The organism is Microbacterium sp. SCPM-O-B-15248 (M128) (assembly GCF_058214835.1).
In genome coordinates this window covers 57,813-82,486 of record NZ_JBYQLI010000004.1, presented here as the reverse complement: position 1 = coordinate 82,486, position 24,674 = coordinate 57,813, and the positions used below count along the sequence as shown (strand labels likewise).

General features: G+C 70.3%; 26 protein-coding genes. 18 read left to right on the top strand and 8 right to left on the bottom strand.

Annotated features, from left to right (window positions below):
• Both AC3E6M_RS08690 and AC3E6M_RS08685 read left to right on the top strand, forming a co-directional pair.
• A complete protein-coding gene (locus AC3E6M_RS08690) occupies window positions 1-648 on the top strand; it encodes a response regulator (RefSeq protein WP_138175561.1) in 648 nt (215 codons plus the stop codon).
• On the top strand, window positions 645-1,775 hold the full coding sequence (locus AC3E6M_RS08685; protein ID WP_490529656.1) for a sensor histidine kinase: 1,131 nt from the start codon (window positions 645-647) through the stop codon (window positions 1,773-1,775). The genes AC3E6M_RS08690 and AC3E6M_RS08685 overlap by 4 nt, the downstream gene beginning before the upstream one ends.
• 7 nt (window positions 1,776-1,782) lie before the next feature.
• On the opposite strand, the gene AC3E6M_RS08680 is transcribed toward AC3E6M_RS08685, so the two are convergent.
• A complete protein-coding gene (locus tag AC3E6M_RS08680) occupies window positions 1,783-2,838 on the bottom strand; it encodes a PIG-L family deacetylase (protein WP_138175557.1) in 1,056 nt (351 codons plus the stop codon).
• A 238-nt stretch (window positions 2,839-3,076) separates the two neighbouring features.
• Here AC3E6M_RS08680 and AC3E6M_RS08675 point away from each other — a divergent pair, with 238 nt between their 5' ends.
• Both AC3E6M_RS08675 and AC3E6M_RS08670 read left to right on the top strand, forming a co-directional pair.
• Window positions 3,077-3,379, top strand: coding sequence for a hypothetical protein (locus AC3E6M_RS08675; RefSeq protein ID WP_138175555.1), 303 nt, complete (start codon window positions 3,077-3,079; stop codon window positions 3,377-3,379).
• 62 nt (window positions 3,380-3,441) lie between these two features.
• Entirely contained in the window at window positions 3,442-3,966 is a 525-nt protein-coding gene (locus AC3E6M_RS08670; RefSeq protein ID WP_138175553.1) for a YbhB/YbcL family Raf kinase inhibitor-like protein, read from the top strand.
• Window positions 3,967-4,051: 85 nt separating this feature from the next.
• On the opposite strand, the gene AC3E6M_RS08665 is transcribed toward AC3E6M_RS08670, so the two are convergent.
• Window positions 4,052-5,137 carry a PIG-L family deacetylase gene (locus AC3E6M_RS08665; RefSeq protein ID WP_138175551.1) on the bottom strand — a complete coding sequence of 362 codons (1,086 nt, stop codon included), beginning with the start codon at window positions 5,135-5,137 and terminating at the stop codon, window positions 4,052-4,054.
• 347 nt (window positions 5,138-5,484) lie between these two features.
• Between AC3E6M_RS08665 and AC3E6M_RS08660 the strand changes: the two genes are divergently transcribed.
• From AC3E6M_RS08660 to AC3E6M_RS08610, 11 genes are all read left to right on the top strand, one after another.
• On the top strand, window positions 5,485-7,056 hold the full coding sequence (locus AC3E6M_RS08660) for a sugar transferase (protein WP_138175547.1): 1,572 nt from the start codon (window positions 5,485-5,487) through the stop codon (window positions 7,054-7,056).
• 73 nt (window positions 7,057-7,129) lie between these two features.
• On the top strand, window positions 7,130-8,455 hold the full coding sequence (locus tag AC3E6M_RS08655) for a UDP-glucose dehydrogenase family protein (protein ID WP_138175545.1): 1,326 nt from the start codon (window positions 7,130-7,132) through the stop codon (window positions 8,453-8,455).
• 179 nt (window positions 8,456-8,634) lie between these two features.
• On the top strand, window positions 8,635-9,105 hold the full coding sequence (locus tag AC3E6M_RS08650; protein WP_138175543.1) for an Asp23/Gls24 family envelope stress response protein: 471 nt from the start codon (window positions 8,635-8,637) through the stop codon (window positions 9,103-9,105).
• Window positions 9,102-9,290 (top strand): DUF2273 domain-containing protein, encoded by a 189-nt coding sequence (locus AC3E6M_RS08645; RefSeq protein ID WP_138175541.1) that lies wholly within the window; start codon window positions 9,102-9,104, stop codon window positions 9,288-9,290. Before AC3E6M_RS08650 ends, AC3E6M_RS08645 begins: the two co-directional genes overlap by 4 nt.
• On the top strand, window positions 9,287-9,676 hold the full coding sequence (locus AC3E6M_RS08640; RefSeq protein ID WP_138175539.1) for a hypothetical protein: 390 nt from the start codon (window positions 9,287-9,289) through the stop codon (window positions 9,674-9,676). The genes AC3E6M_RS08645 and AC3E6M_RS08640 overlap by 4 nt, the downstream gene beginning before the upstream one ends.
• Window positions 9,673-10,263 (top strand): DNA/RNA endonuclease G, encoded by a 591-nt coding sequence (locus AC3E6M_RS08635; RefSeq protein ID WP_138175537.1) that lies wholly within the window; start codon window positions 9,673-9,675, stop codon window positions 10,261-10,263. Before AC3E6M_RS08640 ends, AC3E6M_RS08635 begins: the two co-directional genes overlap by 4 nt.
• Entirely contained in the window at window positions 10,260-10,847 is a 588-nt protein-coding gene (locus AC3E6M_RS08630; RefSeq protein WP_138175535.1) for a hypothetical protein, read from the top strand. Before AC3E6M_RS08635 ends, AC3E6M_RS08630 begins: the two co-directional genes overlap by 4 nt.
• A gap of 12 nt (window positions 10,848-10,859) precedes the next feature.
• A complete protein-coding gene (locus tag AC3E6M_RS08625; RefSeq protein ID WP_138175533.1) occupies window positions 10,860-11,072 on the top strand; it encodes a hypothetical protein in 213 nt (70 codons plus the stop codon).
• Window positions 11,073-11,440: 368 nt separating this feature from the next.
• Complete coding sequence (locus AC3E6M_RS08620; protein WP_171024360.1) at window positions 11,441-13,447, top strand: ABC1 kinase family protein; 2,007 nt, start codon at window positions 11,441-11,443, stop codon at window positions 13,445-13,447.
• A gap of 108 nt (window positions 13,448-13,555) precedes the next feature.
• Window positions 13,556-13,723: a hypothetical protein gene (locus tag AC3E6M_RS08615; protein ID WP_171024359.1), complete on the top strand. Its 168-nt coding sequence runs from the start codon at window positions 13,556-13,558 to the stop codon at window positions 13,721-13,723.
• A gap of 51 nt (window positions 13,724-13,774) precedes the next feature.
• On the top strand, window positions 13,775-14,209 hold the full coding sequence (locus tag AC3E6M_RS08610; RefSeq protein ID WP_138177013.1) for a VanZ family protein: 435 nt from the start codon (window positions 13,775-13,777) through the stop codon (window positions 14,207-14,209).
• A 9-nt stretch (window positions 14,210-14,218) separates the two neighbouring features.
• Here the strand turns inward: AC3E6M_RS08610 and AC3E6M_RS08605 are convergent, their stop codons facing one another.
• The 3 genes from AC3E6M_RS08605 to AC3E6M_RS08595 form a co-directional block, all read right to left on the bottom strand.
• On the bottom strand, window positions 14,219-14,884 hold the full coding sequence (locus AC3E6M_RS08605) for an arsenate reductase/protein-tyrosine-phosphatase family protein (RefSeq protein ID WP_171024358.1): 666 nt from the start codon (window positions 14,882-14,884) through the stop codon (window positions 14,219-14,221).
• A 139-nt stretch (window positions 14,885-15,023) separates the two neighbouring features.
• A complete protein-coding gene (locus tag AC3E6M_RS08600) occupies window positions 15,024-15,416 on the bottom strand; it encodes a hypothetical protein (RefSeq protein ID WP_138177007.1) in 393 nt (130 codons plus the stop codon).
• 34 nt (window positions 15,417-15,450) lie between these two features.
• A complete protein-coding gene (locus AC3E6M_RS08595) occupies window positions 15,451-15,726 on the bottom strand; it encodes a helix-turn-helix domain-containing protein (protein ID WP_138177004.1) in 276 nt (91 codons plus the stop codon).
• Window positions 15,727-16,064: 338 nt separating this feature from the next.
• Between AC3E6M_RS08595 and AC3E6M_RS08590 the strand changes: the two genes are divergently transcribed.
• Entirely contained in the window at window positions 16,065-17,537 is a 1,473-nt protein-coding gene (locus AC3E6M_RS08590; RefSeq protein ID WP_138177001.1) for a sugar transferase, read from the top strand.
• 59 nt (window positions 17,538-17,596) lie between these two features.
• Here AC3E6M_RS08590 and AC3E6M_RS08585 read toward each other — a convergent pair whose 3' ends face one another.
• On the bottom strand, window positions 17,597-19,237 hold the full coding sequence (locus AC3E6M_RS08585) for a tyrosine-protein kinase domain-containing protein (RefSeq protein WP_171024357.1): 1,641 nt from the start codon (window positions 19,235-19,237) through the stop codon (window positions 17,597-17,599).
• 346 nt (window positions 19,238-19,583) lie between these two features.
• Here AC3E6M_RS08585 and AC3E6M_RS08580 point away from each other — a divergent pair, with 346 nt between their 5' ends.
• Window positions 19,584-22,055: a helix-turn-helix transcriptional regulator gene (locus AC3E6M_RS08580; protein ID WP_490529655.1), complete on the top strand. Its 2,472-nt coding sequence runs from the start codon at window positions 19,584-19,586 to the stop codon at window positions 22,053-22,055.
• 19 nt (window positions 22,056-22,074) lie between these two features.
• Here AC3E6M_RS08580 and AC3E6M_RS08575 read toward each other — a convergent pair whose 3' ends face one another.
• A complete protein-coding gene (locus AC3E6M_RS08575) occupies window positions 22,075-22,266 on the bottom strand; it encodes a hypothetical protein (RefSeq protein WP_138176992.1) in 192 nt (63 codons plus the stop codon).
• A gap of 9 nt (window positions 22,267-22,275) precedes the next feature.
• Window positions 22,276-22,977 carry a DUF998 domain-containing protein gene (locus tag AC3E6M_RS08570; RefSeq protein WP_138176989.1) on the bottom strand — a complete coding sequence of 234 codons (702 nt, stop codon included), beginning with the start codon at window positions 22,975-22,977 and terminating at the stop codon, window positions 22,276-22,278.
• Window positions 22,978-23,327: 350 nt separating this feature from the next.
• On the opposite strand from AC3E6M_RS08570, the gene AC3E6M_RS08565 reads away from it, so the two are divergent.
• A complete protein-coding gene (locus AC3E6M_RS08565; protein WP_212743528.1) occupies window positions 23,328-24,647 on the top strand; it encodes a coiled-coil domain-containing protein in 1,320 nt (439 codons plus the stop codon).
• Window positions 24,648-24,674 lie beyond the last annotated feature (27 nt).

Sequence of the window (24,674 nt, the reverse complement as noted above, 5' to 3'; positions counted from 1 at the left end):
GTGATCCGCGTCCTGGTCGTCGACGACGAAGCACTCGTGCGCTCGGGGTTCGAGCTCATCCTGGGCGCCGCGGACGACATCGAGGTGGTCGCCGCCGTCGACGGTGACGCGGCCGTGGAGGCCATCCGTCGCGAGCGGCCGGACGTCGTCCTCCTGGACATCCGGATGCCGGGACGCAGCGGACTGGACGTGCTGGCCGAGCTCCGCGACGATCCCGACCGCCCCGTCATCGGCATCCTCACCACGTTCGACACCGACGAGCACATCGCTCGTGCGCTCCAGGACGGCGCGTCAGGGTTCCTGGTGAAGGACACCCCGCCGGAGCATCTGGCCGCGATGGTCCGCTCGCTCGCCGCCGGTGGGGTCGTCCTGTCGCCGCAAGTGTCCCGCACCCTCGTGGAGGGGTATGTCGGAGCGCCCGATCCGGATGCCGTAGAGCGGGTGGCGCTCTTGACCGACCGAGAGCGCGACGTGCTGGAGCACCTCCCCACCGGCGAGTCGAACGCCGAGATCGGACGACGCCTGCATCTGAGCGGAGCCACCGTGAAGGATCACGTCAGCGCGATCCTCGCCAAACTCTCGGTGTCGTCGCGACTGGAGGCGGCTCTGATCGCGGAGCGCGCCCGGCGAGGCGGCGACCGGCGGTGACCACCGACGCACGCGACCGCCTGCGAGTCTTCACCCGCACCCGCTGGTTCGCGGTCGTCACCGACCTGGCCTTGGCAGCTGCCGCCGTGATCGACGTCATCGTCCTGCTGCCCGCCTGGACGCCGTTCGAGTCGACGCTCGCCGCGATCGCCGTCGCGGGCCTGCTCGTGCGCCGACGTCTGCCGTGGGTCGCGTTCGCGCTGGTGCTGCCCGGCCTCGTCGTGGATGCCATGACGATCGCCGCACCGATCGCCCTGTACTCCGTGGCCGTGCGCGAGCGACGCCTTCCCCCCGTGATCGTCGCGGGCGCGGTGACCTTCGTGTGCTTCCTTCTCCCTGACTGGCAGTTGCCGGAACTGGACTACCTCGCCCCCTCGCTCCTGTACGCCCTGCTGTACGCGGCCACTCCGATCGCCCTCGGCGCGCTCGTACGCACGCGTAGCGAGCTCAGCGAGCGGGTGGGCGAGCTCTCGGCTGCCCGGGAGGGCGAGCGCCGACGCGACGAACAGGACGTGCTCCGCCGCGAACGCGCGCGCCTGTCCCGCGAGATGCACGACGTCGTCTCCCACCAGGTGAGTCTCATCGCCGTCCAGGCGGGCGCGCTCCAGGTCTCTTCGGCCGATCCCGCCGCACGGCGCGGGGCCGGGATCATCCGCTCGCTGTCCGTGCGCACGCTCGACGAACTGCGTCAGATGGTGGGCGTCCTGCGGGCCGAGGGCGCGCCCACCCCGGGCGACAAGCCGCAACCCACCCTCGACGATCTGCCGCGTCTGCTCTCGGACAGCGACCTCCCGGCGGATCTGGTCACCGATGTCCGCGGCGAACTCGCGCCTCCGCTGCAGCGGGCGGTCTACCGGACCGTCCAAGAGGGGCTGACGAACGCGCGGAAGCACGCCCCGGGGGCGCGCGTCCGAGTGAGCGTGCGGACGACGACGACGACCGTGGACGTGGTCGTGCACAACGACGCCCCGGTCACCGACGCACTCCCCCTGCCGTCGGGCGGCGCGGGGCTGAGAGGACTGCGCGAGCGCGCCGAGCTGCTGGGCGGACGCCTCGACGCCACCGGCGAGCCCGACGGAGGGTTCCGCCTCGCGGTGACGCTTCCGCGGCGCGAACCCGAGCGCTGAGTCTGCCTCAGGACAGGCGCAACTCCGCTTCGGACTTCGGGTACGTCCGACGCAACCACTCCCCGAACCCGGGCTGCGCCAGGCACGCGGAGGCATCCGCGCATCGCACGACGGGGTCGTCGGCCGCGTAGGTGCGGTACACCTCGACCTTGGCATCCAGCACGTCCCCCGCGACATTGACGGGCTGGTCCTGCGACGGATAGCCGAGGTAGTACGACATCGCCTCGGCCTCGAGACCCACCGCCGGGGTGGAGGCGCGCACGAGCGAGCCGACGCACGAGTGGTCGGGGTGGTCGCCCTGCGCGAAGGCGCTCTCGTGCGGCACGTTCGTGCTCACCCGCCGCGGGCGGGCGGCGGCCATGAGTTCGGCCAGCGTCGCCGTCAATCGGGGGAGACTGTACGCCGGACCACCGTCGATCGGCACGAGCTCGGTCGCGTCCCCGTTGATGAGCTGCGTCAGCCCAGCGTGGCCGGTGGCGGTGAAGCCCTTCGCGTCGAGACCACCGTCGGGCAGACGCAGGACCGTGATGGACAGGCGCGGCTCGTCGGCCGGCACGAAACGCGTCACGCGTGCTCCGCTGAGGAGGGTGAGCTCGCGCTCGTCCCACTCCCCCGTCGCTCCGCGCATGAGGTCGTACGCCGCACGGATCCCCGCTTCCCGCTCTTGCGCGTACTCCAGGCCCTTGCCCGCATCGCCCGCCGTGACGTAGACGGCACGCACGGTGGCGCCCGCCGCGATCGAGTCGGCGAGACCGGGATTGGCGAAGATGATGTCATCATCGGCGTGCGCCCAGATCGTCATCGCCGTATCGATCCCCGGGGCTTCGAACGCCGGAGACAGTTCCGTCGGCGCCGCCGGCGGAGCGATCGGCTGAAGCGGCGTCCACGCGCCCACCGGACCGCCGCTGCGACGCAACTGTCGCACGAGAAGGGCGCCTCCGCCGAGCCCGGCGAGCGCCAATCCGCCGATGATCAGTCCCCGCCGCGTCACACGGACGCGGCGGGCGTCGCGCGCGGATTTCTCCCGCTCGCCTTCCACCCCAGCAAGGTCGTCGTCCTGCACCGTGGCTCCGTCTCGTATCCCCCCGGGCCGAGCGGGCGACGGTTTCGGGTCGTCGGCGCTCGGCGTGACCTTCCGACGCTATCGCGTCCGCACCGAATACCCGGACAGTCCACGCGTCATGCCCACCGCGCGGCGGGGGAAAGGGGGCCGACCGGCGGGGCGAACGACACCGCCGCGCCCATCGTCCTCATCGCGCGCGCTCAGCCGGCACCTAGGCTCGGCCGAAACACTCGGGGCCATGCAGACGTCTTCGCCGCCGCGGTCGCTGTCTCCCTTCGCCCTGCGCGTGCGCGCCGTCCTGTGGGAGTGGGACCCGATCGGCGTGCGGTCGATCGGAGACGGCTGGCCCGAAGACGAGTACGACGACCTGCTCGTTCCACTGATCGACGCGATCGCCGAAGATCCTCCCGTCGACCAGCTCGCCGACGAGTTACGGGGAGTTCTCGAGACCGACTACGGACTGCCTACCCCAGAGGGGAGCGTCGAAGTGGCCCGCACCCTGCTGGCGTTGCGGCACGAGGACGCGCCGCGCCGCGATTAACGCTCGCCTCCGGTCCACGCAAGCCCGCTGCCCTCCTCGCCCGGGCGTCCTATCGTGCTGCCATGGTTGATCTGCGCCGCCCCCAGACCCCCGATCCGTACCCCCTTCTGCCCGCGGTCGCCGCCTTCGACGTCGTGAGCGACGACGTCACCGACGGGGCGCCTCTGAAGGACGACCAGGTCGCCGCGCGCGGCAACACGTCGCCGCATCTCCGGTGGTCGAACGTCCCCGAGGGCACGGCCTCGTTCACCATCACGTGCTTCGATCCCGATGCGCCCACGCCCAGCGGCTTCTGGCACTGGGTCCTCGTGGACCTGCCCGGTGATCTGCGGGAGATCCCGGCCGGATTCGCCTCGGGACACCTCCCTGCCGGCGCGTTCCACATCCGAAACGACGGCGGCGAGGCCGGCTTCATGGGAGCGGCACCGCCCGAGGGCGACCAGCCCCACAGATATTTCTTCGTCGTGCACGCCGTCGGGAGCGAGAGCCTCGGGGTGGATGCGGGCGCCAGCCCCGCCGCCGTCTCGTTCGGCCTGGCCTTCTCGACGCTCGGGCGCGCGATCGTCCACGGCACCTTCGCCCACTGAGGGAGCGACGCACCGCACGCCGAGGTCGCCGTCGCGCGACGGGCGCGCGATCCGGTCGCCGTGGCATCCTCGCGCGGCGGAGGGGTCAGGACAGGCGGAGCTCGGCCTCGCTCAGCGGATACGACCTGCGCAGCCAGTCCCCGAACTTGGGCGTGCGCAGACAAGAGTCGCGGTCGGCGCACCGCACGACCTCGTCCTGTTGCGTATAGATGCGGTAGGTCTCGACCTTGGCATCCAGGACGGCCCCGTCGAGCGTCTGCGGCAGGTCCCTCGACGGATATCCGATGAAGTACCGGATGCCGGGGGCCACCGTCGCGTCCCGACCGATCGAGTCGCGGACCAGCGTCCCGACCGCCGAGTGGTCGGGGTGATCGCCGGGGGCGTACGCGCTGCCGCGAGGGACGTGCGTGAGGATCTGCGAGGGCTGCAGCGCGGTCGCCAGCTCGCTCAGGCCGGTGGAGAGCCGGCCGAGGTCGACGGCCGGCCCGCCGTCGATCGGCGCGAGACTGCCGATCCCTCCGTCCAGCAGAGCGCTGAGAGTCGTGTACCCCGTGGAGCCGAACCCGCCACCGGTGATGTTGCCGTCCGGGAGCCGCACGAACATCACCGAGATCCGCCCGTCACCCTGGGGGGTCAGTCGGTCCACCCGGAGCCCCGAGTCCAGCGTGAGGACGGTGGAGTCCCAGAGCCCGTCGACGCCGCGCATGTGGTTGTACGCGCGAAGGATGCCGAGCTCCCGGGAATGGGTGTATCCGATGCCCTTCCCGGCGTCGCCCGCGGTGAGGAACACGGTCCGCACGCAGTGCCCCGCGGCGATCGCACCGGAGATCGTGGGATTGCCGAAGATGATGTCGTCGTCGGGATGCGCCCAGATCGACAGCAGCGTCTCGCCGTCGCACGGCTGCGCCGCCGGCGAGAGCGGGGCGGGCGGTGGTGTCGGCGTCGCGGCAGGCGCGGAAGAGGGAGGGGCCGTCGAAGTCGGCACGGATGTCGATGACGAAGACGGGATCGGCAGGACGCCGTCGGGAGCCGCGACCCCGACAGGCCAGAACCCGAGCGCACCCGAGACGACGATGGACGCGCCGGTCAAGAGCACGACGGCAAGGATCGCGACGAGGGCGCCGACGCCGAAGCGATCCCGGAGCAGAGTCCGCCGGTCAGCGCGTGTCATCGGTGATTCCTCCGGCGTCGGGGGCGTCGGCATCCGGATGCCACGCGATTCGAGCCCCGAGCATAGGCGAACCGGCGCCTTACACCAAGGACGGCATCCCCACTCCCTGCTTGACAGGAGCGGCATATCTGCGCTTCGGCGCGATGCGCAGCCCGAAGGTCGCACCACGCAAACGCGTCCCCCGTTCGGTGGACAACCGTCCGATCCCCGGAAAATCAGGGTGACTCCAGCCAACCTCCAGGAAACAAATCGTTCATCCAGGGGTGATTCACGGGGTGAGTTCAGGCTGTTATCGTTCAGCAGGAGAAACCACGATCCGAACGCTCGGGGAAAGGGGCCTACGCACTGTGACGTCTGACCTCCAGGTCGACGCGACATCGACGTCGCAGAGCGCCGTCGCCGGCATCGACGATTCGCCGACGACGAGAACACGCTCCCAGTCCCCCGCGGACATCGCTTCCCCGGCCGCGCCCCCGACGCACGACCGCTGGCGCCAGCGGTATCGCCGTAATCTCATCCTGACCGACTTCGCGTCCCTGGTGTGGGTCGTCTACGGCACCCAGCTGGCGTGGTTCGGCACGGGGAACGCCGCTGTCGCGGCCAGCCGTGACAGCCGCATCACCGACCTGTCGTACTGGGTCTTCTCCGCCCTTCTGATCGTCGCCTGGATGTGGGCGCTCTCCTTCATCGACTCGCGCAGCGACCGGGTCCTGGGCACCGGCTCGCAGGAGTACATCCGGGTCGTCGACTCCAGCTTCCGGCTGTTCGGGACCATCGCCATCATCGCGTTCCTGACGCAGATCGACGTGGCGCGCGGGTATCTCCTGATCAGTCTGCCCGTCGGTGTCTTGGTCCTGATCGTGACGCGCTGGCTCTGGCGCCAGTGGCTGGTCGTGCAACGCTCCCGCGGGAAGTACTCGGCGAACGTGCTGCTGGTGGGCTCGCTCACCTCTGTGACGCAGTTGGCGCACGAATTCGCCCGCAGCCCCAACGCCGGCTACCGAGTGGTCGGGGCGTGCGTGCCCAGCGGAAAGGTCGCCGACACGATCCCGGGCACCGACATCCCCGTGATGGGACATGTCGGCGACGTCATCCGCGCTCTCCAGGTCACCGGCGCCGACACGGTCGCCGTCACCAGCGCGGACGAACTCCCGGCAGACAAGGTCAAGCAGATCTCCTGGAGTCTCGAAGCCGGCCGCCAGCACCTCGTGCTCGCGCCGAGCATCATCGACATCGCCGGCCCACGACTGCACACGCGTCCGGTCGCGGGCCTTCCCCTCATCCACGTCGAGACCCCCCGGTTCTCGCGGGGACAGATCTTCCTGAAGCGCACGGTGGACCTCGTCGCCAGCATCGCCGGTGTGATCGTCCTCAGCCCTCTGCTGGCCTTCCTCGCGATGGCCGTGCGGCTCTCCAGCGAAGGCCCGGTGTTCTTCCGACAGAAGCGCGTGGGATTCCGCGGGCGCGAATTCACCATGATCAAGTTCCGCTCGATGGTGGTCAACGCCGAGGATCTCCTCGAGCAGTTGGCGAAACAGGAGCGTGACGCCGGCAACGAGGTGCTGTTCAAGATGAAGAACGACCCGCGTGTCACCCCCATCGGGCGAATCATGCGCAAGTTCAGCCTCGACGAGCTCCCGCAGTTGTTCAACGTCATCGGCGGTTCGATGTCGCTCGTCGGCCCCCGTCCCCCGTTGCCTTCCGAAGTCGCCCTCTACGCTGACCACGTGCACCGTCGATTCCTTGCCAAGCCCGGCATCACCGGGCTCTGGCAGGTCAGCGGACGCTCCTCCCTCTCGTGGGAAGAGTCCGTGCGCCTGGACCTGTCGTATGTCGAGAACTGGACGCTCGTCGGCGACTTCGTGATCCTCGGCAAGACCGCCCGCGCCGCCCTGGCGCCGGGCGAGACGGCCGCGTGAACTCCCCGCGCCCCTGCGCGGGTCGACGGTGCGCCACTCGCGCGCCGTCTCTGGACAAAGCTGGAGGAGACCCGTGCGTCTTTCTGTAATTGGTTGTGGGTACCTGGGAGCCGTTCACGCGGCGGCGATGGCCTCGATCGGACACGAAGTGGTCGGTATCGACGTCGACGAACGGAAGGTCGCCTCGCTTTCGAAGGGAGAGGCCCCCTTCTTCGAACCCGGACTGCAGGAGATCCTCGCCGACGGGATCGCCTCGGGCCGCTTGTCCTTCACGACCGACATGGCCGCCGCGCAGGGTGCGAAGGTTCACTTCATCGGCGTGGGCACGCCCCAGCAGCCCGGCGGATACGCCGCCGACCTGACCTACGTGCACGCGGCCGTGGATGGTCTGCTGCCCTACCTGTCCGAGGGTGACATCGTCGCGGGCAAGTCGACGGTGCCCGTCGGCACCGCCGAGTCGCTCGCGCCCCGTGTGAGCGAGCGCGGAGCGACCCTCGTGTGGAACCCCGAGTTCCTCCGTGAGGGCTGGGCGGTGCAGGACACCATCGACCCCGACCGTCTCGTCGCGGGCGTCCCGAGCCTCGACGGCGCGCCGACCGAAGAGGGCGCGCGCACCGCGGACGTGCTGCGCGAGGTGTACCACCCCTCGATCGCCAAGGGCACGCCCTTCATCATCACCGACTACGCCACCGCCGAGCTCGTGAAGGTGTCGGCCAACGCGTTCCTCGCGACGAAGATCAGCTTCATCAACGCGATGGCCGAGATCGCCGAGGTCACCGGAGCCAACGTGACCACCCTGGCCGACGCGATCGGTCACGACGCGCGCATCGGACGCCGCTTCCTAGGCGCCGGCATCGGCTTCGGTGGCGGCTGCCTCCCCAAGGACATCCGCGCATTCTCGGCTCGGGCGGAGGAGCTCGGCCGCGGAGAATCGGTGGCGTTCCTGCGCGAGATCGACGCGATCAACCTGCGTCGCCGCGACCGCGCCGTCGACTTGACCGTCCAGGCGCTCGGCGGCGCGGTGTTCGAGAAGAAGGTGACGGTGCTGGGCGCCGCCTTCAAGCCGCACAGCGACGACATCCGCGACTCCCCCGCGCTCGACGTGGCGGTGCGCCTGCACGGCCTCGGCGCGGATGTCACCCTGACCGACCCGGCCGCCATCGAGAACGCCCGCCGAATCCACCCGCAGCTGACGTACGTCGAGGATCGCGACGAGGCTCTGCGCGGAGCGGATGCCGTGATCGTCGTGACGGAGTGGGACGAATACCGACGCGACCTCGACCCCGCACTCGCCGCCGAACTGACCTCCGGCCACGTCGTGATCGATGGCCGCAACTGCCTGGATGCCGCCGCGTGGCGCGCGGCCGGCTGGACGTACTACGGCATGGGTCGCCCCTGACCCCTCTGACACATTCGCGAACGCCCCGGCAGCATGCCGGGGCGTTCGTCATTCGCGCCGGCCCGCACGAATGTCCGTCCCGCCCGTGACGAATCACCCGCTCGGTACGTCTCCTCAGTAAGCGAACATCGCTGCACCGGGAACCAGCCCGGAGCAGAACGTACTGGAAGGACACTCCGATGGCTATCGAAGACACGCCCACGGCATCCCCGGCCGCGCCCCACGGGTCGCGCGTAGACCGCGCGTACACCGGTTCCGGGGACTCCGCCGAGACTGCGGGCAAGAACACCATCGCCGACGCGGTCGTGGCCAAGATCGCCGGCATGGCCGCGCGTGAGGTCTCCGGCGTCCACGCCCTGGGTGGCGGCGGAGCCCGCGCCTTCGGCGCGATCCGCGACGCGATCAACGCGACCGACCTGGCCCAGGGGGTGAAGGTCGAGGTGGGCGAGACCCAAGCCGCGGCCGACCTCACGATCGTGGTCGAGTACCCGGCTCCCCTCCAGGAGGTGGCCGACCAGGTGCGCGCTCGCGTCGCCGGCGCCATCAGCCGTCTCGTCGGCCTCGAGGTCGTCGAGGTCAACGTCGACGTCAACGACATCCACATCCCGGGTGACGACGACGACGACTCGACCCCCTCCCGCGTGTCATGAACCCGACTCTCACCGGCGCGCTCGTCGGTCTCGTCCTGGCCGTCGCCGCTCTGATCTTCGGATTCTGGGGCTTCCTCCTGGTCGCCCTCTTCATGGTGATCGGCGCCGTCGTCGGCCGCATCGTCTCGGGCCAGATCGACATCCGCAGCATCGCCAACGCATTCTCGGGTCGGAGCACATCGTGACCACCGTGATTCCCGGGACGGCCACGGCCGCTCCGGGGGGCGGGGTCGCGGTGCGCCTCGGCGGCCGCGTCGACATCGCCGACCGGGTGTTCCGGAAGGCGGCGGAGCAGGCGGCCGCCGAATCGATCGGCGTCGACCGCGCGGATGTGAGCGTCGAGATCGCCGGCTCGCGCGACACCGTCGCCGTGCGCGTGCGGTCCCCGCTTCCGATCCCCCGCCTCGATGACACCGAGGCCGTGCTCGCGGCCACTCCCGTGCTGGAAGCCGCTCACGGCATCCAGCACGACCTGCACGAGCGTCTCACCCGCCTCTTCGGCCGCGAGGTCTCGCGCGTGGACCTGACCATCAGCGGCGCGACCGCCCCGAGCCGGAGGAGGGTGAGATGACCGACTCCGTCCTCCGCACCGTCGTGCGCCGTGAGACGCATTCGCCCCGCACCGCGGCGATGCTCGTCGTCGTGGTGCTGGTCATCCTCGCCGTGGCCTACGCCGCGGTCGAGATCGTGGTGGCGTCGCTCGGCCGACCTCCCCTGCTGATCGCCCCTGCCGCGGCGTTCGACGCGTTGGCGGCTCTCCCCACGGCCGTCGCGCCCGCAGCGCTGATCGCGACCGGCGTCGTCCTCGCGATCATCGGCCTCGTCGTCGTGATCCTCGCGGTGGCCCCCGGCCGCCTGTCCAAGCACGAGATGGCCTGGGGTGAGCGGGCCGTCGTCGTCGACAACGGCGTCGTGGCCTCGGCGCTGGCCCAGCATCTCGCCACCGAGTCGGGAATCGCCCGGGAGAATCTCCTGGTGGGCGTTGCTCACCGCACCGTCGACGTGACGGTCCGTCCGCCGATGGGCATCCCCGTCGACCGGGAGCACCTGCGCCGGATCGTCGAAGACGAGGTCGCGTCCTACCGGCTCACCCCGTCGGTCCGCACAATAGTCCGCGTCGAGCGTCCCCGTGACGCCGGGAAGGAGGACTCGCGATGAGAAGCACCAATCGCGCCGTGAACCGCATCCTGCTGTTCGTCGTGGCGCTCATCCTGCTCGGGCTGGGAGCCCTCCTGATCGTGGTCGTCGCCGTGCCCGGTGCCGCAGATGTGTGGACACGCACAGCCGACAGCATCCGCGGGTGGGCCGACGACATCGGCCAGCCCTCGCTCAGCATCGGCGCCGTCGCTGCGCTCGTGGTCGTGGCACTCCTCCTCGTCCTCGTCGCGGTCGGGGCCGTGCGTGGACGCCATCGAGTTCCCCTCCAGTCGACAGGAGCCGAGGGCGCCGCAGGGCGAATCACCATCACGGACGGCTTCGCCTCGACCGCTCTGAAGAGCTCGCTCGACGAGCGCGACGAGATCCTCGCCTCCCGCGTCGCCTCGAACGAGGTGCGCAAAGAGGCGGTGCTCCACGTCAGCGTCACGCCGCGACAGAACACGTCGCCGCGCCGGATCGCCGAGGACGTCGACACGCTCGTCACAAACCTCGCGACCCTGACGGGCCAGCAGTTCCGCACGTACATCTCGGTGCACTCGAGTCTGCGCGCCAAGCTCGCGCACGACCAGCGGCGCCTGAACTAGAAAGAGGATGCCATGCGCAACCGCATCATCATTGTGGGCGCCGTCGTTCTGGTCGCTTATGTCCTGGGCACCCGCGCCAGCGGCGTGAAAGTGAAGTCCCGCGAGTCGGTCGGTCATCAGCTGGTCCGTATGTGGGACGACCCGCGCTCACGTCGCCGTCGACGCAAGGCCGCCGCGAAGGCGGAGAAGAAGGCCAAGAAGGCACTGCGCCAGTTCCGCCGATAGACGGCTCGGATTCGGGAATCGGGTCGGCGCATGGGCGCCCCTCTCCTTGCGCGTCGCGAGGCGGGGGCCCCTGCCATTCGCGCCTCGGGACGCGGTTCGTCTGTGGACGAATTCTGCGAATTCTTACATGCGCATGTAAAGATGCCTTCGACAGAAGGGCCAGCGATGCGTCTCCTCCCCGACCCCCCACCCCTGCCTCCGCGAGAACCCGCGGCGCCGCCGGACGCCGACATCGCAATCGGGTTCGCTCCCCATTGCCCCCGTTGCCTGCACACGATGGAGCCACGTCGGCAGCGCTCGGCCGACGTCTGGACGTGCCCGGGATGCGGTCTCGTCCGGATCGCGTGATCGACGGCTACGCTGACCCCGTGCTCGTCACCCTGCTCATCACCGTCGTCGCCGTGGTCTGCGCGGTCCTCGTGGGCTTCATCGCTCGGCAGGTCCTCGGCACGCCGGTCGGGTGGCCGCGGAGCATCGTCGTCGGCCTGCTCGTGTTCTTCGTCGGGGTCCCCTTCGCCGGATGGGTGCTGAGGCAGACCGGGCTGCCCACGTCGGCGGTTCCCACGCGGGACGAGGACATCTGGCTCTGGCTCGGGCTCATCGCGCTGTCGATCAGCTGGGTCTTCGCCATCGGGGTCGCGGCACTCGTGGCCAGCGAGGCGATCTTCCCGACCCGGCCGCTGCCGAATCCGATCGACGTGATCCGCGCGGCCCTGCGTCGGCGCAAGCGCACGCGTCGGTACATCCAGATCTTGACCATCGCGTCGCGGCACGGGGTGGGATGGCTCTTCCACGGCGGTCACACGCGCGTCGAACGCGAACTGAGCACCTCCGAAGAACGCGCGCGCGCGATCGTCGCGACCATCAATGACGCCGGCGTGAGCTTCGTCAAGCTCGGGCAAGTGCTCTCCACGCGCCGGGACCTCATCCCCGAGCCCTACCTGAGCGCACTCGCCTCCCTGCAGACGAGCGCCACGACGCTCCCGTGGGAGACCATCCGCGAGGTCATCGAGACCGACCTGGGGCGCCCCGTAGACGAGGTGTTCACCGAGGTCGACCCGATCCCGCTCGCCGCGGCTTCGGTGGCGCAGGTGCACCGGGCGGTGCTCCGCGACGGCAGCCGCGTCGTGGTCAAGGTGCAACGTCCCGTCGCACGGGCGCAAGTGGAGGCGGACGCCGACATCATCGGTCGTCTCGCCCACCGCGCGGAGGCGCGAACCCGGGTCGGTCGCGACCTGCGCATCGAATCGGTCGCCCGCGGGTTCACGACGACGCTCCTGGAAGAGCTGGACTACCGCGTCGAAGCGCGCAACACCGAGATGATCCGAGCCACCGTCGACCGGATCGATTCCGCTGAGCCCGCGCGCCGCGGAGTCGTGACCGTGCCCGCCGCATTCCCCGAGGCCTCGAGCCCCCGCGTCCTGACGATGGAACTCGTCGACGGCGTGGCTCTCGGCGACGCCGTCGACCGACTGGCGGCACTGTCGGCAGAGGAACGCGACCGGCTGGCCGAGGCGCTGATGACGACCGTCATCGAGCAGATCCTCGTGTACGGCGTCTTCCACGCCGACCTCCACCCGGGCAACGTGCTGCTCAAGAGCGACGGAACCCTGGGCCTGATCGACTTCGGCGCGGTCGGCATCATCGAACGCAGCACGCGACAGCACATGACGGCGTTCCTGCTGGCAGCGCTCAGCGAGAACGACGTGGCGGCGACCGATGCGCTCCTCCTGATCGTCGCGGCGCCCGACGACGTGGACCTCAACGCCTTCCGCCACGACGTCGGGGTCGTCCTCACGGCAGAGAATCTGCGCAGCGGCGGTCAGGGATCGATCTTCACCCGCATCGTCGACGTCATCCGGCAGCACCGGATCGCCCTCCCCGGGGAACTGGCCTCGGCTCTGCGCAGCTTCGCCACCCTGGAAGGGTGCCTGCGCGTGATCGTCGAGGACTTCGACATGGTCGGTCGCGCCCTCCCACTCATGCCGAGCCTGTTGCGGCGGACGCTCTCGCTCACGCGCACCGCGACCGATCTCCAAGCCGCCGCGGTGATCTCGCTCGCTCGGATGCAACGGATGCCGCAGCGTCTCGAGGCGCTCCTCACCGGCATCGAACGGGGGTCCATCGGCATCACCCTGCGGTCCGACGACGGCACCGACGCCAGCGGCATCCTGACCCGGATCACCTCCGAGATCGCCTCGACGCTGGTCTCGATCGCCGCGGTCGTGATCGCCGTCGTCCTCATCGTCGCGGGAGGCGGCCCTGTCTTGGGCGGGTCGGTGACCCTGTTCTCGGTCCTGGGCGCGGTGATCGGCCTGTTCGGCTTCCTCGGGCTGCTCCGCGTCGTCCGACGCACATTCAGCCGCCGACGCTGACCTACCACATCCGTTCTGCGCGCGTCAGTATCCCCACCGGGAGTGGGAGGGCGCTACAGTGACGACCAGCTCCCGTTGTGCACCACCGGACTCCAAAGGAGAAGTCCCATGGTCTTCGTCACCGCCGCCATCGCTGTCGGCATCCTCACCTGGGTCCTTGCCGCTCTCGCGGCCGGGATCGGCCTCGGCCGGATCATCGCCCGCGCAGATAGCGAAGAGCGCCATGCCCTGGACGCTCCCGCCCCCGCGGAACTGAGCGGAGCCGCCACCCTCTGAGCGCACCATAGGCGTGTCCGTACGCGAGCGTTGTCCGGGCTATCGTGAGGCATGCCCACCACGGCCGTGCCCCGTCGAACTCGCGGCCTGGCCACGGCTGTGACATTCGGCTACCTCGTCGCGCTGGCGGCAATCGTGTTGTGGCCGCATCACGTCGACTCCGGCGCGGGCCCCCTCTACGCGTTGCTCCTGCGATACGCGTCGGCGGCGTTCCCCTTCGGCATCGACGCCACGTTGAACGTCGTCCTTCTCATCCCGTTCGGGATGATCCTGGCGACGGTGTTGCCCGGTCGACCGTTCATCGTCCTCGGCGTCGTCTGGGCCGTACCGCTGCTGATCGAGATCGCCCAGGGCCTCTTCCTGCCCGGAAGGACCTCCAGCGTGCTCGACGTCGCTGCGAACACCGTCGGCGGGGTGATCGGTGCGGGAACCGTCGCTGTGGGGCGTCTCCTACAACGCCACCACCCCTCGCGACATCGGACATGAGCCCCGCGTTCACCGCGGCACGGCGCCGGCCGCCGATCGCGCCCGCATCTCTCGCCGAGTGCGGGGAACCGTGGTGGGGGGCGTGACGCCCGTCCCGATGACCGGCAGCGCGGCGATGCGACGAGCGATCGCCTCGACGGCGGCGACCGCGTCACGTTCGAACTCCGTCCAGACGGCCGGCTCCCGCCCGATCGGGTCGACGAGATCGTCGTCCGCCGGCGCACCCGGGCGGGCGCGCGTGCGGTGCCGCGCCGCCCACCGCACGAGAGAGAGCCAGTCGTCCACCTGACTCCCCTGCCCGTCGTCGACTTCGAGGAGCCGGGCGAACTCACGCACGGTGAAGGTCGAATCCAGCAGATCGGGGCGCATGTCCAGGACGACGCGTCGGTGAATTGCAGCCGCGCACAGCACGGTGGTTCCGGGCTGCAGCATCGACTCGCCGAGTCGGCGCGTGCGGTGCTCCCCGAGATCGAGTCCGTGCGCGCGGCCGATGTCGACGATGCGCGTTTCGGCCGTTCGTCCAGGTCGCGCTGCCGAGCCCGCGCTGCCGATGTCCAGTCGGGCGACACCGATCCGTTCCAGACGGGCACGCAACAGGTGCTCCACGAACGGTGATCGAATGGCATTCGCGGTACAGACGACAATGACGCGCGCGGACGTCGGGGATGCGATCACGGAGACCTCACTTCGCTCGGGGGAAGACGCCGACCGGTCCAGTCCATCGCCCGACCGGACGCCACCGGACACTCCCGCGAGCGACGTCACCCGGGCGACCCCGGGTGAAACGCAGCGAGGTCGAGACCTCGTCTGCGCGTCACGACGACAACGCCGTCCGGACCTGCGGATCGCCGTCGAGCATGCGACGCAGCTCGCGTGCCCCCTCGAGGGTCAGCGCCAGACCGGTGCCGCCGGCGGACTCGATCACGAGCCAGGTGTCTTGGTCGGTCACGCGCCGCAGCAGACCCACTTCCACTTCGGCGTCGACTCCCGGGCCCCTCTCGTCGACGGCACGAACACGCGCAGAGAAGGCCACGCCGTCACTGCGATGCGCCTCGTCATCGGGATGCGCCGTCTCGCCGTGCCGAGTCGTGCACCAGGCGAAACCGCAACGCCGAGCGCGGCCAGGGGGGCGGACGTCGAACTCACTCATGCCGGACACCTCTTTCTCCGGGTCGTCCGCGTGGACGACCCGATCGTCGGTGGGCACGGAGGAAGTGAAGCACGAGCCTCCGACACCGCCGTCAGCGCCCGGGGGCGACCCCCTCCGGCGGCGGAGGCAAGAGCTCGGTGAGAGAGATGTCCAGCACCTCGGCCAGACATACGATCGTGCGCAGACGTGGGTTCGCGGGGGTCCCGGGGTTGGATTCGCCGCGCTCCAGCTTGCGATAAGTGAACGTCGCCAGCCCCGCCGCGTGAGCGACGTGCTCCTGGGAGAGGCCTTTCTCGGCCCGCGCATGGCGAAGGCTGGCGCCGAAATCGCGGGCGAACTCGGTCCAGGGATCGGGCACGTCGGTCATGCATCCAGCTTGTCCGTCCGCATACGCCCACATGAACATGTATGCATGCCTCATCTTCGACGCGCGCGAACAGCGGCGCCCGAACGAGGAGGGTGACGAGCGATACCGGCGAGGTGAATGTCGAGGCGATCCCCCGGGCGGCGGCGCCCGACGCCGCCGCGAAGGACCGAGGACGCGCCGCCGCAATGGAGCCGCCGAGAGCGTTCACCCTTCCGTCGTCCGAACGGCGTCCATGCTCCCCCCGCCCACCGAGTGGCAGAGTGCCCGGACCCCGCGCCTCCTGTTCCAGCCCAGAGGCGCATCATCTCCGGCCACTGAGCCCGATCAGCGGAGTACCCATGGATCTCGCCACCTCCTCACTCAGTTCACCAGCCCTAGCCAAGACCTTCACCCGGGCGCGCCCCGTAAGAAGAAGAACCTGGCAGGCCCACTACGCCGCGTTGCTCACGGTCGTCGACGCCGTGGTGGTGGTCGCCGCCGTCTTCGGCACGCAAGTGCTGTGGCTCGGCCCGCTGCCCACCGGCGTCAGCGCCGTCCCGATCGACTACACGACGGTGTCGGCCCTGCTCAGCCTCGCGTGGCTGCTCGCGCTGACGCTGTGGGGCACGCGACTGCCACGCGTCATCGGCCACGGCGTCGCCGAACATCGACTCGTCCTGGCCGCTTCCGTCCAACTCTTCGGCCTCGTCGCGATGGCGGCCTATCTCAGCGGGATCGATCTCTCGCGCGGGTACTTCCTGCTGAGCCTGCCGGTGGGGACCGTGACGTTGCTGGCCGCGCGCAGCGCCTGCCGGTCCTGGCTCGTCGCCCGACGCCGCAAGGGCGCCATGTCGGCGCGCGTGGTTCTCGTCGGCAGCGCCGACGAGAACGCCCGCGTGGCCGGGGAGATCGCGCGCCAACCCGGAGTCGGGTTGACGATCGTGGGACTTCATCCGCTCGATGCGGACCAGGGCCAGGGCTGGACAGATGGGCACGCCCGCCTGCTGCGGAGCCGGCTCGGGGAGCTCGACGCCGACAGCGTCCTCGTCACCGGGGGGACCCATCTCGACGCGCACGACATCCGACGGATCGGATGGGGCCTGGAGCCCGGGCGGGAGCACCTGATCGTCGCTGTGAACCTCACCGACGTCGCCGGTCCGCGCATCCACACGCGACCCGTCGCGGGACTCCCGCTCGTCCACGTCGAGACGCCGCAGTACTCCACCCGTCAAAGGGTGCTGAAACGCGCCTTCGACATCGTCGGATCCGGGCTCCTGCTGATCGCTCTCAGCCCGGTCCTCCTCGTCCTCGCCGCCCTGGTGCGTCTGTCGGGCCCGGGCCCGATCCTGTACCGCCAGGAACGTGTCGGCCAGGGCGGGATCCGCTTCGGCATGTTCAAGTTCCGGTCGATGGTGGACGGGGCCGATGCCCGCCTGTCGGAGTTGCTCGCGCAGCAGGGACGTGACGGTGCGCCGCTGTTCAAGGTCGAGAACGACCCCCGCATCACCCCCATCGGCCGGATTCTGCGCACGTATTCGCTGGACGAGCTCCCCCAGCTCTTCAATGTGCTGCTCGGTCAGATGAGCCTGGTCGGCCCGCGCCCCCAGCGCGACGCGGAGGTCGCGTTCTACGACGACGACGCCCGTCGGCGCCTCATCGTGCGCCCGGGCATGAGCGGCCTGTGGCAGGTCAGCGGGCGCTCGACCCTGTCGTGGGAGGATGCCATCCGCCTCGACCTCTTCTACGTCGAGAACTGGTCGCTCGTGGGCGACATCGTGATCCTGTTCCGCACCGTCAAGGCGGTCGTCGCTCCGGGCGCGACCGCGCACTGATTTCGAACGACGAAGGCGCCGGCTCCCGAGGGACCGGCGCCTTCGTCGTTCGGTGTCCGTCAGCCGCGCGGGCGGCGGCGGGACGTGCGCGCGTCGTCGCCCGGAACCGGCGCGATGAGCTCGTTTGGTTCACCATCGGGATCACCCGCGAGGGAAGACGCCTTCCGCCGCTGCGAGAGCGTGCGCAAGCCGCTGACGTTGGACGGCGGCAGCTCGGATGGCCGTCGACGCGGCCCGGGCACGACGTCATCAGGTCCGACCTCGGCCCCGGAGACACGTCTCCACGGACGCCGCCACCACGGCTTCCCGCCTCGGGTGCTGGGCGCGCCGTAGCCGTAATAGCCGCCGTACTGCGACCCGTAGTAACTCGAGTCGGCACCCCGCAGCGGAACGCGGTTCAGCACGACACCCAGGAGCCGTCCGCGGGTCTTGGCGATGTTCTCGACCGCGCGGGCGAGCATGTCGTCGGTCGTCCGTCTGGCAGTGACGACGAGCACCGCGCCGTCGGCCCAGCTCGCGATGACGGCGGCGTCGGCCACGGCGAGGGTCGGCGGGGAGTCGATGATCACGACGAGATCGTCGGCGAGCTTCCGCGCGAGCTGCTGCATCCGCTGCGAACCGACCATCTCGCTCGGGTTGGGCGGAGTGCGCCCCGCAGCCACGACGAAGAGACGCCCGTGCTCGTCGACCTGGTGCGCCACCTGCTCGATCTGGGCGCGGCCGGCGAGGACGTCGGACAGACCGACGTCGTCGGAGAAGCCGAAGGTCGCCCCCAGCACCGGCCGCCGCAAGTCGGCGTCGATGAGGATGACGGGCTGGCCCGTCGCCGCGATGCTGACGGCGAGATTGGCCGCCGTGGTCGACTTTCCGTCGCCGGGGAGCGGGCTGGTCACGACCATCACCCGAGCGGGGTGGTCGACATCGACGTACTGCAGGTTGGTCCGCAGTTCCCGCATCGCCTCCTTGTGAGCGAAGGACCCCCGCCCGTCGCGGATGTCGTCGAACGAGAACACGGCGCGCCCGGCGGCGAGTTCCTTGTCGACGGGCAAGACTCCCACGACGGCGGCGTCGACGGCGTCGGAGATGTCGCTCGCCGACCGCAAGCGACGGTCGAAAGCGCGACGGACGAGCGCGAAGACGACACCGACCACGGCTCCCGCGATCGCGCCGATCGCGACGTTGAGCTTGACGTTCGGCGAGGACGGCGCGGTCGGCAGCCGTGCGGAGTCCCCCGGAATGAGACGGACGGCCCCCTGCGCAGCACCCGTCGACTCCAGCTGGTCGACCTGTACGGTCATCCCCTGCAGCCACGCCTGGGCCAGGTCTCGAGCAGACTCGGGTGTCGACCCGGTCGCCTCGACCCGCACGCTGACGGTGTCCACCGGGTTGGACACGTGGATGCGCTGCACGAGCGACTCCGGTGTGTCCGTGAGACCGAGCTGGTCGCGAGCCGTCTCGGCGACCGAGCGCCAGTACCCCATGTCGATGAAGGACTTCACCTTCGACAGCGCCAGTTGATTGCCCGCCAGCGCAGCCCCGGTGGAGCCGTCCGACGCGACGCTGGCGACATATCCGCTCGCATCGGCGGTGTACACCGGCGATTGCAGGGCGCTCCATCCGAAGCCCACGAGGCCCCCCGCGATGGTCAGGGCGACGATCGCCTTCCAGTACGCGCGCAGGATCCGCGCGACGCGTTGCATGTCCACTCGTGTTCCGCCTTTCACCGGGCCCGTGCGATGGGAACGCCGAGCCCGGGGAAGCATAGGTGCGCACCGGCACCCGTTCCCGCCACCTGGGGCATCCGCACGAGCGGGCGAAGCGCGGTCGTCGCGGAGACCGCCCGTGTTGGTGAGGAACGATCCGGGGAGGTGATGCCGGCGGGGTGAAAGGGGGATGACGACGGGTATGAAACCGCTCCTCTCGTGCGAAGCACGGGCGAACATCACCCCAAAGATCGGGTGAAGCGCACCACCGCCGTGCGCGCCCTTCGTCCCCGGCACCCGAACCGGGCCGACGACACCACCGGCGTGAGAGTTGGAGAGAACGATGCTGATCGACCTGGAAACCCCACCCACCACGGCACGCGCCGCACGGCGCTCGAGCCGCTTCTGGACGCCGCGCACGGCGACCATCGCCACGCTCCGGACGGCACTCGACAGCGACGTCGTGCTCCTGCGCGGTCCCGCGGGTGTCGGCAAGAGCGCGTTGCTCCGGCAGTTCGCCTCCACGCTCGAGGACGACCCCGAGATCGGGATACAGCTGCTCGACGCCGGGCACGCCGGTCCGGAGGTGCTCGATCGCGTGGCTGCGGCGTTCCGGGAGGGCCCGCCTCAGCACGTCCTGCTCGTGGACAACCTCGACGATGGCCGGGGGGTGGACTCCACCGTCGTCCTGGACATGCTGCGCACCGACCCCGCGCTCCGCATCGTGGTCGCGACCCGGCATGTCACCCGGCTCGAGAGTCCGCTCGTCGCGCTCGAATTCGACGTGCACGTGCTGACGCCCGCCGACCTGCTGATGTCGCGGGAGGAGCTGATGCTGGTCCTCGAGCTCAACGGGATCGAGACCACCGACGTCGCGATCGACGTGCTGATGCGGCGCACCCATGGGTGGCCCGCACTCGCCCAGCTCTCCAGCTCGCGATTGCGTCTCGAGGGGCTCCCGTTGCGGACGCGCGACGAGGCCGATGCGATCGCCGACTACGCCACCCGCGCGCTCACCGCCGACATGGAGGCGCACTTGAGCACTCCCGTCACCGACGAGGTGCGCCTACTGGCCGTGGCGCCGTACGTCAACGTCGAGCTGGCCGACGCGATCGGCATCGACTCCACCAACGCGTCGACGAGCGAGCTGCTGGGCGAGCTGCAGGACGCCGGCTTCGTGTGGCCGAGCACCACCCGACTCGTCCTGGCCGAACCCGTGCGAGCCCAGTGGTTGCGCGAGATCACGGCAGGCGCTCCCCAGTTGGTCGAACACGCCCGGCTGCGGCTGCTGGACCACCTCGTCGCCGCCGGCGAGCCCCTGCGGGCTGCCCAGCTCGCCGCCGATGCGGGCCAGTGGTCGACCCTGGGATCCATCCTCCGTTCCACCGGGCCCGAGATCTGGGCTCGTGACTCCTCGGCCTTCACCAGGCTCGTCGAGACGATGCGCGCCCACGTCGGTTTCGACCCGGTCTCGGTGGACGCTCTCCTGACCGTCGACCCGGACACCGCGGCATCCGCGGAGACCCCCGCGCTGGTCGTCGGAGCGCTCGGTCGCCTCCCCGAGGCGAAGGCCGCCGCCCAGCACAACGTCGAGGCGCTCATCATGCGGGTCGATCTGCTGCGCGCGGCGGGCCGCTTCGCGCTCGCCACGGAATCGGCATCCTTGCTCGTCGATGCATTGAGACGGCGACCTGCGCTCACGGACGACGTCGTCGCCGAGGGCTGGTATCAGGTGGGGATGACGCACCTGGCGATGGGGAAGCTGCGCGACGCGACCCTCGCACTCGGCCAGGTCGAGCGGCTCGCTCCTCCCGCGCGGCGGCTGCGCGCCCGCGGCGTCCTCGCGATCGTCGCCCTGTTGGAAGGCGATGTGCGCGCGGCGGGGGTGCTGTGCGACACGGACCGCGAGGACAGCTGGGTGAACTCCCCGTGGGGAGGGGGGACGCGTCTGGCCGACGCATGGCTGCGCCTGGAACGCGGCGACGCGATGGGGGCGCGGGAGCGCCTCGAGACGATGACCGCCACGGGCGGAGCGCGGGAGCTCTGGCCGTTCGCCGCGGCCACTCAGGCCATCGCGTTCCTGCTCTCGGGCGCGGCTCCCGACGCACTCGGAATGCTCCGCTCGTGGATGGCGCGCACCCGCAGCACGCCCCCGTCCCACTTCCAGTCGATCCAGCTGCTCACCGCCCGCGCCAAGGTGCTCATCGCCCTGCGCCAAGCCCGCAAGGCCATGGCCCTGTTCGAGGGACCGTTCGGTCTCTCGTCCGCGACCGCGCCGGCGATCGCGCTCTCCCAGCTGTACGCCGGACGCGCCCACGAGGCCTACGTGATGAGCGTGAAGTGGGGGATCCACCAGGAGTCCTCCCCGCGGGCGGCGTTGGAAAGCCTGGTGGTGAGCATGGTCGCCGACGTCCGGTTGAACGGCACCGGTGCCCACCGCTCCACTGCTCAGCGCGCCGAGGCGCTCAGCGGCCGGCACGACCTGTGGAGCCCGTGGAGCGCCGTCGCTCCGGAGGACCGCGCCCTCGTCCTGCGCCTGCTGTCCCCGACCGCCCGAGAGAAGGTGGCCGATCGCGCCTCGTTCTTCGCGTCGTCGGTGAGCGTCCCCCACCTGACCAAGCGCGAACAGGTGGTGCTCGCTCAGCTCACCCCGACCTCGACGATCGCCGACATCGCGCGTGCGCTGGTGGTCTCGCCGAACACCGTCAAGACGCAGCTGCAGAGCCTCTATCGCAAGCTCGAGGTGTCGGACCGCGCCAGTGCCATCCGCGCGGCCCACGCCTGGGGACTCATCGAAGCCGAGAACGAGCTCTGACCGCGGTGGCCCGGCCGTCTCATCGTCGGTCGGGCCGCCGCCGTCGGGCGAACGCGAAGACGAGACGCCCGACGACCAGCAGCACGAGCACCACGATCACACCCGGGATGGTCAGCGGAATCCCGGCTCCGTGGAGCACGACGAGAATGACGACGAGGCCCGCGACCGGGGCGAGGACACCGAGAAGCTGTCGGAGACGTCGTCTGGTCATGACCCCACGCTAGCCCGGCACCGCGAGCGCATCGGCGCCCGACCGACGGGTGATCCGCTCGTCGGCGGCCACCTGCAGACCGAAGATCCCGAACCAGGCGATCGCGAGCGTCGCGGCCGTGAACTCGAGGTTGCCTCCGAGCACCGTGTCGCCGCGGAAGAGCGCCAGCATGGCTCCCGTGAGCGAGGTCACTCCGACGGCGACCAGGGTCGCGACGCTCGCGGCGCGCATCCAGGGACGACGACGAAGCACCGCGACCTGCGCCATCGCCACGATGGCCAGAACGAAGCCGAGCACGGCCGCACTGATGTGGATGAGATCCTGCGGCAGCGCGCCCGAAGTGAACGGGACGGGGCAGCCGGGCGAGCACGTGACGACGGATGCCACGGCGAAGCACGCTCCGCAGACCACCAGGGTCGTCGCTATCGGCCACCCCGCGACGTACGACGCCGACTGGTGCAGAAGGGCACGGTCGACGAGCACCGCCGCGATCCCCAAGAGCAACAGGGCGGAGTTGAAGACCGGAGCGGTGGGCATCCCGGTCGCTCCGAGCTGACTGACGTAGTGCACGCTCGGGTCCCACAGCCGACTCAGCCAGATCAACCCGGCACTGACGAAGGCGGCGGCCCCGCCCACCGTCGCCAGGACCAGGACGCGGCGGTTCCCGGGTCGCGTCGCCGGACGGGGGAACCGCGCGATCGTCTCGGTCATGAGCGTCTCCGGCGGCGTCGAGGGGGGCTCGGTCAGAGTACCGCGTCGAGGATCGCGGAGAGGCGGCGGGCGCCGCGCAGCGGTCGGGTCGTGGACGCAGTACGGGCGATTCTGCGGGTGAGGAATCGGCTCACAGGCGATGGGATCGAGCACCGCATGGCATTGTCGTCCTCGAGTGATCGCGAGTGGTTCTCCCCCAAGTTCCCTACTCTTCAACTCGGTCACTCAACATGGATGCGCGGTCTCGTAGCCACGGCACCCGGTTCGAGACCGCGCATCCCCTCCGGCTCTCCCGCCCGCACGGCGCGCCGAGGAGCCCATGAGGACGTCGCCGCCCGAGAGGAGTTTCCGTGACGGACGACCAGAGCGAGGCCGGTGCTTCTGCGGCATCCCCGGCACGGCCGGCCCCCGAAGAGCGAGAGACGGCCTCCCCCCTCGACGAGCTGCTGGGCACCGCCGACGACGGCGACGCCCTTCCCGCTTTCCCGGTCGGCTTCCGCGGATACGAGCGGGATGCCGTCGACGATGCCGTGCGCCGCCTCACGCAGCGCGTCCGCAAGCTCGCCGACGACGCGCACCGCGACAAGCTGCACGCGGAGTCGCTGTTCGCGCAGCAGCGCGCCGAGCACGACACCGAGCTCGAAGCGGCCGCGCGCCGCCACGCTGAGGACGCCGGACGTCTGCAGGAAGAGGTGCGCGCAGCCGCCGCGCGCGCGGCGGAGGCCGAGGCGCAGGTGCACGCCCTCTCCAGCGGCTTGGTCGCGGACTTCGGCGATGAGACCGATCCCGCGCAGAGCCGGCAGCAGTTCGAAGCGATCCTGCGCGTGGCCGAGGAGCAAGCGGCGGTCCTGGTTCAGAACGCCGTGTCCCAGGCGGAGCGCCTTCTGGCGGGAGCCCGCGACGAGGCTGCAGCCCTGCGCGACGATGCCGTCGCCGAACGCGAACGGCTGCTCGCCGAGGCGCAGCATGACACCGACCAGGTGCGACTGCGCATCGAGACCGAGGCCACCGCCCACGGCGCGCGCGTGGAGCGGGAGCGCGCCCACGCGGCCGAGAGGGTCGCGCAGGCCGAACGCGAGGCGGTCGCGCTGCGGACGGAGGCCGAGAAAGCGGCTGCAGCCCTGCGATCCCTCGTCTCGCGCGAGACCGGCGACCTGCGCGCGAAAGCCGAACGGGACGTTCGCGAGATGACGGCGCGGGTGCTGGAGTTCGAGGAGTCCCTGACCCGACGCCAGGACGACGCGCAGCAGGAGTTCCTCGTTCTGCACAATCAGGCCGTCGCCCACGCGGAGCGCATCACCGCGGATGCGAGCGAACAGGTCGAGGGCGCCCTCGAGCACGCGCGTCGGATCTCCGCTCGCGCTGACGACTACGAGCGGCTCGCCCGTGCGCAAGCGCAGCAGGTCGAGACCCAGGCGCAGGTGCACGCGCGGGAAATCCTCGATGACGCTCGCGAGAAGGCTCAGCGCATCGCGGCCGCGATCACCGGGCACGCGTCCGCCGTGCTGCGCGACGCCGAGGACCGCACCCGCGATCTCCGGTGGCAGCAGCAGCAGGTGAGCAGCTTCATGGCCGAGATGAACGAGCTCTTGCGGGCGACGCCCCGGGGCGCCCCGATCATCGTCGACGACAGCGCGGCGGACGACGACGGGACGGAAGAGCGCGGCTGACGCCGCTCGCGACGGGACGCGGGATAA